Here is a 13,181-nt window from a genome sequence, read left to right on the forward strand (position 1 = left end):
GTCGCCGCCCCGGCGCCGACGCCGGTGATCGCGGCCCCGGCCGCCCCGGCGCCCACCCCGGCTCCGGCCCCGGTGACGCCGGTCACGCCCGACGCCCCGATGTAGCTGTAGGCGTAGCGTAAAAAGAAAGGGCGGCTCCTCGCGGGGCCGCCCTTTTTCACAACTATCCGCCCGATATCTCGCTCTCAGTGCCGCGTCCCCGGGGAGGAAGATATTGCTCGGCATCACGGACAAACTCGCCGACACTCGACCAAAGCCGAGCGGCCACGTCCATTAGAGGGATCGATCGGCCATCTGCGAGAACAGTAATCTGATGCTTTTCACCAAGCTGGTAATCTCGAATTAGCGTAAGCTGCATGTCCAAGGACGGCTCAGACAGTTTCAGATGCTTGAAACTGTTGCTGATATCCCGACATATCTTCCACTCCAGAAGACCCTTGAACCGATTTTTCCAAATCTCATGGGCCTCAGGCGTGTAAACTTTCAACCAATCTTGCAGAGAATAAAAACACAAGAAGAAGAAGAAAAATCGGTCCAAAGAATCGTACGACTTTTCTTCGGGGTCATAGGTAGGCTTTAGAGCTTCAAACTGCCTGCTAGTTCGAGCCAACTGCGACCAGAATCCTAGCGTAGAGTGTAGGCTAGGATGTTCCGGAAATCGCGGATGGTGGTCGGTCACCCAATCACCACCACTTGTCGGCCTTGGCCTTGAAGCCCGCGGCCTTCTCGATGGCCCCGGCCACCGAGAACACCGTGCCTTCGTCCAGCGGCTTGCCGATGATCTGCAGACCCAGCGGCAGGCCGTTGGCGTCCAGGCCGGCCGGCAGCGACAGGCCCGGCAGGCCCGCCAGGTTGGTGGTCACCGTGAACACGTCGTTCAGGTACATGGCGATCGGGTCGTTGCTGTTCTCGCCCAGGCCGAACGCCGCCGACGGCGCGGTCGGGGTCAGGATGGCGTCGACCTTCTGCCAGGCGTTGTCGAAATCTTCGGCGATGCGGCGGCGCACCTTCAGGGCCTTCAGGTAGTAGGCGTCGTAATAGCCGGCCGACAGCACGTAGGTGCCGATCAGGATGCGGCGCTTGACCTCGTCGCCGAAGCCGGCGGCGCGGGTGTTCTCGTAGACCTCGGTCAGGTTGCCGCCCTCGGCCCGCAGGCCGTAGCGCATGCCGTCGTAGCGGGCGAGGTTCGACGAGGCCTCGGCCGGGGCCACGATGTAGTAGGCCGGCAGGGCGTACTTGGTGTGCGGCAGGCTGATCTCGACGATCTCGCAGCCGGCCTCCTTCAGCCATTCGATCCCGTCGGCCCACAGCTTCTCGATCTCGGCCGGCATGCCGTCGACGCGGTATTCCTTGGGAACGCCGATCCGCAGGCCCTTGACCGACTTGCCGACGAAGGCGGCGAAGTCCGGAACCGGGACGTCCAGGCTGGTGGAGTCCTTCGGGTCATGGCCCGACATCGACTTCAGCAGGATCGCGGCGTCCTCGACGGTCTTGGCGATCGGGCCGGCCTGGTCCAGCGAGCTGGCGAAGGCCACCGTGCCCCAGCGCGAGCAGCGGCCGTAGGTCGGCTTGATGCCGACGGTGCCGGTGAACGAGGCGGGCTGGCGGATCGAACCGCCGGTGTCGGTGGCGGTGGCGCCCAGGCACAGGTCGGCGGCCACGGCCGCGGCGCTGCCGCCCGAGCTGCCGCCCGGGGTCAGGGCCTGGTTGGAGCCCGACTTGCGCCAGGGATTGACCACGGGGCCGTAGGCGCTGGTCTCGTTCGACGAGCCCATGGCGAACTCGTCGAGGTTCAGCTTGCCCAGCATCACCGCGCCGTCGCGCCACAGCTGGCTGGTGACGGTCGACTCGTATTCCGGCACGAACGGCTCGAGAATCCGCGAGGCGGCCGTGGTCGGCGTGCCCTCGGTGCAGAACAGGTCCTTGATGCCCAGCGGGATGCCGTCCAGCGGACGGCCGGCGCCAAGAGCTCTGCGGGCGTCCGAGGCGGCGGCCATCGACAGGGCCTGCTCGGGCGTCTCGAACAGGAAGGCGTTCAGGCCGCGCGCGGCCTCGACGGCCTCGATGTGGGCCGTGGTCAGCTCGACCGAGGTGAACTCGCCCGCTTCCAGGCCGTCCAGCGCGCCCTTCAGGGTGAGAGAGGTCAGCGCGCTCATTATTCGACCACCTTGGGGACCACGAAGAAGCCGCCCACCGACTTGGGGGCGTTGGAGGTGACCACCTCGGCGTCGCCGCCCATGGTCACCACGTCGTCGCGCAGCGGCAGGCCGGCGTGCACGACGCTGGTCAGCGGCTCGACGCCGTCGGTGTCGACCTCGGCCAGCTGCTCGATCCACGTCATGATGCCGTTGAGCTCCTGGGCCAGGGCCTCGATGCGCTCTTCGGGTTCGGCGATGCGCGCGAGCCGCGCGACCTTCCGCACGGTGGCGGCGTCAATGGCCATGGGGGCCTCCTGAATTCCAAGCGCGTGGGTTAGCCGTGCGAGGGGCGCTTTGACAAGCGTTCCCTTGTTCGCGGTTCTCTTGTCGGGGGAGCGCTTCCCCGTGATATGAGGACGAATGCCCGTTCTCGACATCGCCGAATTCGCCGCCGCCATCCCCGACTACAAGCCGATCGTCGGCCTGGACCCTGGCGAGAAGACCATCGGCGTGGCCGTGTCCGACGTCACCCTGACCGTCGCCAGCCCCCTGGCCACCATCGCCCGGGCCAAGTTCACCCAGGACGCCGAGACCCTGTTCAAGCTGATGGACGGCCGCAAGGCGGCGGGGATCGTCATCGGCCTGCCGATCAACATGGACGGCACCGAGGGCGTGCGCTGCCAGTCCAACCGCGCCCTGGGCCGCAACCTGCTGCGCCTGCGCCCCGACCTGCCGATCACCTTCTGGGACGAGCGCCTGTCGACGGCGGCGGTGACCCGCGTGCTGATCGACGAGCACGACGTCAACCGCAAGCGCCGCGGCGAGGTCGTCGACAAGATGGCCGCCGGCTGGATCCTGCAAGGCGCGCTGGAGCGGATGCGGGGAATCCGCGAGGCGTCTTCCTAAGCCCTCTCCCAGAGGAGAGGGTTTCACGCATCGCCCTTCCCCGCGACGCCAAACCCGCCTATGACGCGCACTCATGACGGCAAAACCCCCGCCCCGTGAGCCCGCCGATCCGATCGAGACGATCCGTCAGCGCATCTTCTCGTTCCCCCGCCGCCACTTCCTGTCGGCCGGCGACCTGAACGCCTTGCAGGCCACGGATCTGCTGGACCTGGCCGACGCCTTCGTCGCCCTCAATCGCCAGACGACCAAGTCCCTCGACATCCTCAAGGGGCGGACGCTGATGAACCTGTTCTTCGAGAACAGCACCCGCACCCAGAGCTCGTTCGAGATCGCCGGCAAGCGCCTGGGCGCCGACGTCGTCAACATGAGCCCGCGCACCTCGTCGATCACCAAGGGCGAGACCCTGATCGACACGGCCGTCACCCTGAACGCCATGCGCCCCGACCTGCTGGTGGTGCGCCACGCCTCGTCGGGCGCCGCCTCGCTGCTCAGCCAGAAGGTCAGCGGCAGCGTGATCAACGCCGGCGACGGCCAGCACGAGCACCCCACCCAGGCGGTGCTGGACGCCCTGTCGATCCGCCGCGCCTTCGGCCGGGTCTCGGGCCTGACGGTGGCCATCTGCGGCGACGTGCTGCACAGCCGCGTGGCCCGCTCGAACGTGGCCCTGCTGCACACCCTGGGCGCCAGCGTCCGCCTGGTCGGCCCGCCCACCCTGATGCCGGCCCAGGCCGAGCGCTGGGGCGTGACCGTCCATCACGACATGAAGGCCGGCATCGCCGGGGCCGACGTGGTGATGATGCTGCGCCTGCAGCTTGAGCGCATGCAGGGGGCCTTCGTGCCCTCGACCCGCGAATACTTCCGCTTCTACGGGCTGGACCGCGAGAAGCTGGCCCGCGCCGCGCCCAAGGCCAAGGTCATGCACCCGGGCCCGATGAACCGGGGCGTCGAGATCGACTCCGACGTCGCCGACGATCCCGAGATCAGCCTGATCCAGGACCAGGTCGAGATGGGCGTCGCCGCCCGCATGGCCGTCCTGGCCTCCCTTGCGCATCGACTTGAGGAGCATGGGAAGTGAGATCCCTTCCTTTATTTTCCGCTCATCCCGGCGAATGCCGGGACCCAGGTCCCAAGGCCGAGGGGATGATTGGAAGAACTCGGCGTTCATGGAACCCGCCTCAAAGCCATTCCATCTGGGTCCCGGCATTCGCCGGGATGAGCGGAGGTTTTTGATGACTGGTTCATCGCCTCCCCTCGCCCTGATCAACGCCCGCCTGGTCGATCCCGAGAGCGGCTATGACGGCCCCGGCGTCGTCATCGTCTCCGAGGGCGTGATCTCCGACGTCGCCAAGGGCCGCGAGTTCGGCAAGCTTTCCAAGGACGTCCGCGTCGTCGACTGCGGCGGGGCCATGCTGGCCCCCGGCCTGATCGACCTGCGGGTCAAGACCGGCGAGCCCGGGGCCGAGACCAAGGAAACCCTGGCCAGCGCCGCCAAGGCCGCCGCGGCCGGCGGGGTGACCAGCTTCGTCGTCCAGCCCGACACCGACCCGGCCGTGGACGACCCCAGCGTGGTCGACTTCATCCTGCGCCGCTCGCGCGACATCGACGCCGCCCGCATCCTGTGCGCCGGGGCCGCGACCAAGGGGCTGAAGGGCGAGCAGATGGCCGAGATCGGCCTGATGCGCGAGGCCGGCTGCGTCTACGTGACCGACGCCGACAAGCCGATCGTCGACAGCAAGGTCATGCAGCGCATCCTGACCTACGCCAAGGGCTTCGACACCCTGCTGGCCCACCGGCCGATGGACCCCTGGCTGGCCAAGGGCGGCGCGGCGACCGGCGGCGAGTTCGCCGGCCGCATGGGCCTGCCCTCGATCTCGCCGATGGCCGAGCGGATCATGCTGGAGCGCGACGTCGCCCTGCTGGAGGCCACCGGCGGCCGCCTGCTGGTCGACCAGGTCACCAGCGCCCAGGCCCTGGAGACCCTGGCCCGCGCCAAGCAGAAGGGCCTGAGGGTCCACGCCAGCGTGTCGATCAACCACCTGTCGTTCAACGAACTGGACATCGGCGACTACCGCAGCTTCGCCAAGGTCACCCCGCCCCTGCGCGGCGAGGACGACCGCCAGGCGCTGATCGAGGCGCTGGCCAGCGGTCTGATCGACATCGTCGTCAGCGCCCACGCCCCGGCCCCGGCCGAGGACAAGCGCCTGCCCTATGACGAGGCCGCCCCCGGCGCCGTGGGCCTGGAGACCCTGCTGCCGGCCCTGCTGAGCCTCTATCACGACGAGCGCCTGCCGCTGGTCGACCTGATCCGCACCGTCACCCTGGCCCCGGCCGGCCTGATCGGCCTGCAGTCGGGCCGCATCGCCCCCGGCGCCCCGGCCGACCTGGTGCTGTGCGACCTGGACGCCCCGCTGATCATCGACGCCGGCAAGCTGCTGTCGAAGTCCAAGAACTCGCCGTTCGACGGGCGGAGGCTGCAGGGCCAGGTGCTGATGACGATCGTCGACGGCCGCGTGGTGCATCGGGCGGAGGGGTAGCCTAACCAGGATGGCCGATCCGCTCGAAGACCGGAAGAACATGGGGGCCTTGAGAGGCGCGAAGGGCTTCTACGTGATCGCCCTTTTTGTCGTGCTCGGACCGCTAGTTGGCTACGTCTCCATGCTTCCTTGGGATTTGCTGAGCGGCGAGGACTCGTTGGCTCGGCGACTTCTGGCCTCGCCGTGGCTGCTCCTGGGAGTGTCGCTCTACAGCTATCTCTTCGGCGGCTTGCCGGCGCTTCTGACGGGCCTGGCGGCGGTCCATCTTTTCGAGGACCTGAGAGCGCCTTGGTTCATATTGGCCTGTGGCGTCGCCGGCGCCGTGGCGACAGGCCTTGTCTGCATCGCGCCTCTTCTCAGCGCCCCCGTCCAAATGGCGCCGCTACTCGCCATAGGCGGGGTGTCGGGCCTGGTTTGCGGTGCCTTGGCGACCCCACTACGCAATCGGGTCGAGAAACCAAGGCTGGACTGACGAGATCAGTGCGCGCCCAGACTTGGCGAGCAAACCCCTTCAACATCAACGCCGCCCCGAAAACGCTAGAGCCCTCGCCCCGAGCGCCGCTATAAACCCGAAACCGGCGTTTTCGCCCTTGCCATGCGCCCGTCTCGCCGGGCAGCTTCACCACATCCATAGGTCGCATTCCGTGCAAGATCTCGCCCAAGCCGTCTACCTGACCCTCGGCCTCACGATCCTCGGCGGTTATCTGCTGGGCTCGATCCCGTTCGGGCTGATCGCCACGCGGCTGGGCGGGGCCGGCGACATCCGGCAGATCGGCTCGGGCAACATCGGCGCGACCAACGTGCTGCGCTCGGGCCGCAAGGACCTGGCGGCCATCACCCTGATCGGCGACGCCGGCAAGGGGATCGTGGCGGTGCTGCTGGCCCGCTGGCTGAGCCACGGGAACCCGGCGATCATCGCCCTGGCCGGCGGCGCGGCCTTCACCGGCCACCTGTTCCCCGTCTGGCTGAAGTTCAAGGGCGGCAAGGGCGTGGCCACCTTCTACGGCGTGCTGCTGGCCGCCTGCTGGCCGGTGGGCCTGCTGGCCGCCGTCACCTGGCTGGCCGTGGCCGCCCTGTTCCGCATCAGCTCTCTGGCCGCCCTGGTCGCCGCCGCCCTGGCCGCGCCCTTCGCCCTGGCCACCGACCAGGCGGCGCCGTTCACGGTGCTGTGCCTGTTCATGGCCGTGCTGATCTTCATCCGCCACAAGGACAACATCAGCCGGCTGCTGAAGGGCCAGGAGCCCCGCATCGGCAAGAAGAAGGCGGCTGAAGAGCCGCCGACCCCAGACACAGACTTGGCCGGCTGATGACGCGGGGCCTCTCGGACACAGAGCGCCTGGCCTGGCTCAGGCTGGCGCGCACCGAGACGGTCGGCCCCGTCGCCTTCGACCATCTGATCTCGCGCTTCGGCTCGCCCGAGCGCGCCCTGGCCGCCCTGCCCGACCTGGCCCGCCGCGCCGGCCGCGCCACGCCCCTGCGTCCGCCGCCCGAGTCCGAGATCCTCCAGGAGCTGGAAAGCGGCGCCCGCCTCGGCGCGCGGCTGATCTGCGCCTGCGAGCCCGACTACCCGCCCCGCCTGGCCGCCCTGGACCCGCCGCCGCCGGTGCTGTGGGCCCTGGGCCGCGCCGAGCTCCTGTCCCAGCCCAGCCTGGCCATCGTCGGGGCGCGGATCGCCTCGGCCGGCGGCCAGCGCTTCGCGCGCCAGCTGGCCGCCGAGCTGGGCCGGCACGGCTATGTGGTGGTGTCGGGCCTGGCCCGCGGCGTCGACGGCGCGGCCCACGAGGGCGCCCTGGCCACCGGCACGATCGCCGTGCTGGGCGGCGGGGTCAGCGACATCTACCCGCCCGAGCACGCCGCCCTGCACGCCCGCATCGCCGGCGAAGGCGGCTGCGTGGTCAGCGAGAGCGCCCCCGACCGCCGGGCCATCGCCAAGGATTTCCCGCGCCGCAACCGCATCATCTCGGGCCTGTCCCTGGGCGTGATCGTCGTCGAGGCCGAGCTGAAGTCCGGCTCGCTGATCACCGCCCGCCTGGCCGCCGAACAGGGCCGCGACGTCTTCGCCGTGCCCGGCTCGCCGCTCGATCCCCGCGCCAAGGGCCCCAACGACCTGATCCGCCAGGGCGCGATCCTGTGCGAGGGCGTCGAGGATGTGCTGCGCTCGCTGTCGGGCCAGGCCCACCTGCGCGAACGCGAACGGCCCTACGTTCCCGAGGACGAGGGCGCCGAAGTCGACCACGACGCCCTGCGCGAGGACCTGGCCCGCCTGCTCTCCCCCACCCCGGTCTCCCGCGACGAACTGGTCCGCGCCACCAGGGCCCCGACCTCGGCGGTGATGGCGGCCCTGGTCGAACTGGCCCTGGCCGAACGGGCCGAACTGTTGCCGGGCGGGATGGTGGCAGGAACTTGAAAACCGAACGTGATGGGTTAAATTGAGATGGTCACCGTCCACCGAGCGTCGGGGATGAGGGTCGTCATCTATCTGGAGGACCATCCTCCGGCTCATGTTCACGTGTTCGGAGATGGAGAAGCAAAGATCGAACTCCTGGGTCCCGACGAAGAGCCAAGAGTGGTTTGGACCAAAGGCATGAACCGAGCCGAGGCCCGCCGAGCCCTGGCGATTATCCGCGCGCAGCGGGACGACCTGCTACTGCGATGGAACGAACTTCATGGCTGACCCAACCGACGCTGAACTCGACGCAGCCGCAGCGCTTGGCGAGCAACTCGCCTTGACCGAACCCAGAGCCGCTTCCGCCCGCTACGACCGGGCGACGGGACGTATCCTCATCGAGCTGACCAACGGTTCTGCCTTCGCCTTTCCCGCGCGCCTGGGGCAGGGGCTCGAAAACGCCACCGACGAACAATTGGCCCAGGTCGTCATCCTTGGCGCCGGTTACGGCCTGCACTGGGAAGACTTGGACGTCGATCTGTCGATTCCCGGTCTGGCCGCCGGGGTCTTCGGCACGAAGGCCCATATGGCCCGGATCGCCGGTCGCGGCACGTCTCCCGCCAAGGCCGCCGCCGCCCGCGCCAATGGGGCCAAGGGCGGTCGCCCGCGCAAGACCGCCAGCCGCTGAGCGACGCCCAAATATTCCTCTCTCTATAGAGAGAGCCGGGAACCAAATGCGCGGTCGGCCACGGCCGCCGTTGACAGACCCCTGGGGACGCCCCCACTTTCCGGCCCTCGCCGCCTCGGTTCGCCCTGGAGGACGAACCCTTTTCCCAGGCATCAAGGTCCTAATGAACGTCGTCGTCGTCGAGAGCCCGGCCAAGGCCAAGACCATCAACAAGTACCTCGGGTCCGACTACAAGGTTCTCGCCTCGTACGGTCACATCCGGGACTTGCCGTCGAAGGACGGTTCGGTCGAGCCGGACAACGACTTCGCCATGAGCTGGGAGGTCGACGGCAAGGCCACCAAGCGCGTGTCCGACATCGTCGACGCCCTGAAGGGGGCCGACCGCCTGATCCTGGCCACCGACCCCGACCGCGAAGGGGAAGCCATCAGCTGGCACGTGCTGGAGGTGCTGCAGAAGAAGAAGGCGCTGAAGGACAAGGCCGTCCAGCGCGTCACCTTCAACGCCATCACCAAGGCGTCCGTCCTCGACGCCATGGCCAATCCGCGCGACATCGACATGGAGCTGGTCGAGGCCTACCTCGCCCGCCGCGCCCTGGACTACCTGGTCGGCTTCACCCTCTCGCCCGTGCTGTGGCGCAAGCTGCCCGGCAGCCGTTCGGCCGGCCGCGTGCAGTCGGTCTGCCTGCGCCTGATCGTCGATCGCGAGCTGGAGATCGAGCGCTTCAAGACCCAGGAATACTGGACCGTCGAGGCCGACGTCACGGCCGGCGCCGAGCCGTTCCTGGCCCGCCTGGTCAAGCACGAGGGCAAGAAGCTCACCAAGTTCGACCTGGCCAACGAAGGCTCGGCCCTGGCCGCCAAGGCCGCGGTGCAGAAGGCCGTGTTCAAGATCGCCGCCGTCGAGAAGAAGCCCGGCAAGCGCTCGCCCGCCCCGCCCTTCACCACCTCGACCCTGCAGCAGGAAGCCGCCCGCAAGCTGGGCTTCAGCGCCCAGCGCACCATGCAGGCGGCCCAGAAGCTGTACGAAGGCATCGACATCGGCGGCGAGACCGTCGGCCTGATCACCTATATGCGGACCGACGGCGTGTCGGTCGAGCCCGAGGGCATCGCCGAGGCGCGCAGCGTGATCGGCAACGTCTACGGCGAGACCTACGTCCCCGAGACTCCCCGCTACTACAAGGCCAAGGCCAAGAACGCCCAGGAGGCCCACGAAGCCATCCGGCCGACCAGCCTGCGCCGCAACCCCGGCTCGCTGCGCCTGGAGCCGGACCTGGGCCGCCTGTACGAGCTGATCTGGAAGCGGATGATCGCCTCGCAGATGGAGAGCGCCCGCATCGAGCGCACGACGGTCGACCTGGAGAGCGCCGACGGCCAGACCGGCCTGCGCGCCACGGGCCAGGTCGTGCTGTTCCCCGGCTACCTGGCCGTCTACGAGGAAGGCCGCGACGACGAGGGCGACGAGGACAGCGCCCGCCTGCCGGCCATCGAGGAAGGCGCTGCCGCCAAGGTGCTGGACGCCCGCGCCGACCAGCACTTCACCGAGCCGCCGCCGCGCTACTCGGAAGCCAGCCTCGTCAAGAAGATGGAAGAGCTGGGCATCGGCCGCCCCTCGACCTACGCCTCGGTCCTGACCGTGCTGCGCGACCGCGCCTATGTCCGCATGGAGAAGCAGCGCTTCATCCCCGAGGACAAGGGCCGGCTGGTCACCGCGTTCCTCGAGCAGTTCTTCCGCCGCTACGTGGAGTACGACTTCACGGCGGCCCTGGAAGAGCAGCTGGACCTGGTGTCGGACGGCAAGCTGGACTGGAAGCAGTTCCTGCGCGACTTCTGGAAGGACTTCGCGGCCGCCGTCGGCGAGATCGCCGAGCTGCGCACCACCAACGTCCTGGACGCCCTGAACGAGGCCCTGGGCCCGCACATCTTTCCCGACAAGGGCGACGGGTCGAACCCGCGCGCCTGCCCGACCTGCGGCACGGGGCAACTGTCGCTGAAGACCGGCAAGTTCGGCGCCTTCATCGGCTGCTCGAACTATCCGGAATGCCGCTACACCCGCCAGCTGGCCACCAGCGGCGAGGGCGAAGGCGAGGCCGAGACGGCCGACAAGGAGCTGGGGATCAATCCCGAGACCGGCCGCGCGGTGTGGCTGAAGAACGGCCGCTTCGGCCCCTATGTCGAGGAACTGGCGGCGGCCGACAGCGGCGACAAGCCCAAGCGCTCGTCCCTGCCCAAGGGCTGGACGGCGGCGGCGGTCGACCTGGAGAAGGCCCTGCGCCTGCTGTCCCTGCCCCGCGAGGTCGGCAAGCACCCGGACGACGGCAAGGTCATCACGGCGGGCCTCGGACGCTTCGGGCCGTTCGTGCTGCACGACGGCACCTACGCCAACCTGGAGAACCCGGAAGACGTCTTCGACATCGGCCTGAACCGCGCCGTCAGCCTGCTGGCCGACAAGCGGGCCGGCGGCGGGCGTCCGCAGCGCGGCCAGGCGGCCGCCCTGGCCGAGCTGGGCAACCACCCGGAAGACGGCAAGCCGATCCGCGTGCTGTCGGGCCGCTTCGGGCCCTACATCAAGCACGGCGACACCAACGCCAACGTCCCCAAGGGCGCCGATCCGGCGGCCCTGACCCTGGAAGAAGCGGTGGCCCTGATCGCCGACCGCGTCGCCAAGGGCGGCGGCGGCAAGAGGCCGGCGAAGAAAGCGGCGGCGAAGAAGGCTCCGGCCAAGGCGAAAGCCGCGACCGACGGCGAGGCTCCGGCCAAGAAGGCCCCCGCCAAGAAGCCGGCCGCGAAGAAGCCCGCGGCGGCCAAGAAGCCCGCCGCCAAGAAGGCCAAAGCCGAGGCGTGACGCGCCTCGGCGCCCTTGGTCGGGGGAAAATTGGGGGTTAAGCTCAGTCCATGACGTCGCTCGAACGCCCCCTGCCGCTGCCCCTCGTGGTCGTGATCCTGTCGGCCGTCAGCGTCGGCGGCTTCGTGTTCGGCCTCAAGGGCGCCCTGGACAAGACCGACCACCAGGCGGTCTCGACCGCGCCCCTGGCCGAGGTCTCGGGCGTGCCGGTGCGCGACGCCACCCCGGCCGTGGCCGAGATCGCCCCGCCCCCGCCGCCCGTCGTCGAGAAGCCCAAGCCGGTCGAGGAGGTCGCGGAGACCCCCGCCGATGAGGCGCCGGTCGTCGAGACCCCGCCCGCTACGCCGGCTCCCGTCGAGAAGAAGCCCGAACCGCCGCCGGCCCAGGCCACGCCGCAGCGGATCGAGGACCTGTACTGAAGGCCGCGCCGAGCGGACGCTCGGCGCGCCTCCACCGGCCGGCTAGCGGTTGCCGCCGGCCACGGCGATGATCTCGCCGGTGATCCAGAAGCTCTCGGGCGAGGCCAGGAAGACCGCCACCGGCGCGATGTCGGACGGCTGGCCCATGCGGCCCAGCGGGGTCTGGGCGACCATCTGGGTCTCGAGATCGCTGCCGATGATGCCCATGGCGTGGGTGCCTTCGGTCTCGACCGCGCCGGGCGAGAGGCTGTTGACCCGGATCTTGCGCGGACCCAGTTCCTTGGCCAGGACGCGGGTGATGGAGTCCACCGAGGCCTTGGTGGCCGTGTAGATCGAGGCGGTCGGGATATCGACCGTGGTCGCCGCCGAGCTGATGTTGATCACGCTGCCGCCGTCCGGACCGAAGCGCTTGGCCGCTTCCCGGGTGGCCAGCAGGACGCCCAGGACGTTGGTGTCGAACTGGCGGCGGTACTCGGCCTCGGTCACCTCCTCGATCGGCGCGAAGGCGTAGACGCCCGCGTTGTTGACCAGGATGTCGACGCCGCCGAACGCCTTCTGGGTTTCGTCGAACAGGCGCACGACGTCCCCGTCCTTGCCCACCGAACCCTGGACGGCGATGGCCTTGCCGCCGGCGGCGGTGATCTCGGCCACCACCTTGTCGGCGCCCTCGCGGCTGGAGGCGTAGTTGACGGCCACCGCCGCGCCTTCCGCGGCCAGGGCCTTGGCGATGGCGGCCCCGATGCCCTTGGACGCGCCCGTGACGACGGCGGTCTTGCCTGAAAGCTTGCTCATGATCTCTCTCCGTTCGGCCGTTGGCCGGTCGCCTTGAGCGGCGAACGCTTCGATACTTAGATATGTATCGAAGTGATTCAACGGACGGGACCGCGAGTTTTTTCGCGGGCGGAGTCAGATTTCGGCGAGCTGGGCCAGATAGGCGTTCAGGACGTCGCGCTGCAGGACCAGGAAGGCGAACTTGCCCTGGCGGCAGATGCGGATCAGCCCCGCCGTCTCCAGTTCCTTCATGTGGTGCGAGAAGGTGGCGGCGCTGACGGCGACATGCTGGGCCACCGCGCCGCATGGCGTGGGCTCGCTGGCGGCGCCGACTTCCTTGAGGATCTGGCGGCGGCGCGGTTCGGCCAAGGCCTTGGCGATCAGGTTCACCTGGCGTTCGTCCAGCACGATGCGCGGCGCGTCTTCCATGTCCCCCATATGCGATGCGCCCGCGCCGGAAGCAAATGGCCCCGGGGAGTGACGACATCGGGACCTCG

13 protein-coding genes are annotated in these 13,181 nt (G+C 69.0%); 9 read left to right on the top strand and 4 right to left on the bottom strand.

Features of this window, described 5'->3' with window-relative positions; all coding sequences use genetic code 11:
- Nucleotides 1-683: 683 nt before the first annotated feature.
- Together gatA and gatC are read right to left on the bottom strand one after the other, a co-directional pair.
- Nucleotides 684-2,156 (bottom strand): Asp-tRNA(Asn)/Glu-tRNA(Gln) amidotransferase subunit GatA, encoded by a 1,473-nt coding sequence (gene gatA / locus WAE60_RS17135; RefSeq protein WP_337687655.1) that lies wholly within the window; start codon nucleotides 2,154-2,156, stop codon nucleotides 684-686.
- Nucleotides 2,156-2,443, bottom strand: coding sequence for an Asp-tRNA(Asn)/Glu-tRNA(Gln) amidotransferase subunit GatC (gene gatC, locus WAE60_RS17140; RefSeq protein WP_029916248.1), 288 nt, complete (start codon nucleotides 2,441-2,443; stop codon nucleotides 2,156-2,158). The genes gatA and gatC overlap by 1 nt, the downstream gene beginning before the upstream one ends.
- 115 nt (nucleotides 2,444-2,558) lie before the next feature.
- On the opposite strand from gatC, the gene ruvX reads away from it, so the two are divergent.
- The 9 genes from ruvX (at nucleotide 2,559) to WAE60_RS17185 (ending at nucleotide 11,913) form a co-directional block, all read left to right on the top strand.
- Nucleotides 2,559-3,044, top strand: a complete 486-nt coding sequence (gene ruvX, locus WAE60_RS17145) for a Holliday junction resolvase RuvX (protein ID WP_029916246.1) — start codon at nucleotides 2,559-2,561, stop codon at nucleotides 3,042-3,044.
- Nucleotides 3,045-3,117: 73 nt separating this feature from the next.
- Nucleotides 3,118-4,119 carry an aspartate carbamoyltransferase catalytic subunit gene (locus tag WAE60_RS17150; protein WP_337687656.1) on the top strand — a complete coding sequence of 334 codons (1,002 nt, stop codon included), beginning with the start codon at nucleotides 3,118-3,120 and terminating at the stop codon, nucleotides 4,117-4,119.
- Nucleotides 4,120-4,273: 154 nt separating this feature from the next.
- On the top strand, nucleotides 4,274-5,578 hold the full coding sequence (gene pyrC / locus WAE60_RS17155) for a dihydroorotase (RefSeq protein WP_337687657.1): 1,305 nt from the start codon (nucleotides 4,274-4,276) through the stop codon (nucleotides 5,576-5,578).
- A 10-nt stretch (nucleotides 5,579-5,588) separates the two neighbouring features.
- The gene (locus WAE60_RS17160) at nucleotides 5,589-6,050 is read left to right on the top strand and encodes a hypothetical protein (protein ID WP_051696020.1); all 462 of its coding nucleotides are present in this window, start codon (nucleotides 5,589-5,591) and stop codon (nucleotides 6,048-6,050) included.
- Between the two features lie 172 nt (nucleotides 6,051-6,222).
- A complete protein-coding gene (gene plsY / locus WAE60_RS17165) occupies nucleotides 6,223-6,885 on the top strand; it encodes a glycerol-3-phosphate 1-O-acyltransferase PlsY (RefSeq protein WP_337687658.1) in 663 nt (220 codons plus the stop codon).
- A complete protein-coding gene (gene dprA, locus WAE60_RS17170; RefSeq protein ID WP_337687659.1) occupies nucleotides 6,885-7,985 on the top strand; it encodes a DNA-processing protein DprA in 1,101 nt (366 codons plus the stop codon). Before plsY ends, dprA begins: the two co-directional genes overlap by 1 nt.
- Before the next feature lie 259 nt (nucleotides 7,986-8,244).
- Nucleotides 8,245-8,652, top strand: a complete 408-nt coding sequence (locus WAE60_RS17175) for a DUF2442 domain-containing protein (protein WP_029916233.1) — start codon at nucleotides 8,245-8,247, stop codon at nucleotides 8,650-8,652.
- A 163-nt stretch (nucleotides 8,653-8,815) separates the two neighbouring features.
- A complete protein-coding gene (gene topA, locus WAE60_RS17180) occupies nucleotides 8,816-11,494 on the top strand; it encodes a type I DNA topoisomerase (RefSeq protein WP_337687660.1) in 2,679 nt (892 codons plus the stop codon).
- Between the two features lie 50 nt (nucleotides 11,495-11,544).
- Entirely contained in the window at nucleotides 11,545-11,913 is a 369-nt protein-coding gene (locus WAE60_RS17185) for a hypothetical protein (RefSeq protein WP_337687661.1), read from the top strand.
- 42 nt (nucleotides 11,914-11,955) lie between these two features.
- Here WAE60_RS17185 and WAE60_RS17190 read toward each other — a convergent pair whose 3' ends face one another.
- Together WAE60_RS17190 and WAE60_RS17195 are read right to left on the bottom strand one after the other, a co-directional pair.
- Nucleotides 11,956-12,705, bottom strand: a complete 750-nt coding sequence (locus WAE60_RS17190) for a glucose 1-dehydrogenase (protein ID WP_337687662.1) — start codon at nucleotides 12,703-12,705, stop codon at nucleotides 11,956-11,958.
- A gap of 114 nt (nucleotides 12,706-12,819) precedes the next feature.
- Nucleotides 12,820-13,122, bottom strand: a complete 303-nt coding sequence (locus WAE60_RS17195; protein ID WP_337687663.1) for a helix-turn-helix domain-containing protein — start codon at nucleotides 13,120-13,122, stop codon at nucleotides 12,820-12,822.
- Nucleotides 13,123-13,181 lie beyond the last annotated feature (59 nt).

Source organism: Caulobacter sp. CCG-8, assembly GCF_037402475.1.
Taxonomy (GTDB): domain Bacteria; phylum Pseudomonadota; class Alphaproteobacteria; order Caulobacterales; family Caulobacteraceae; genus Caulobacter.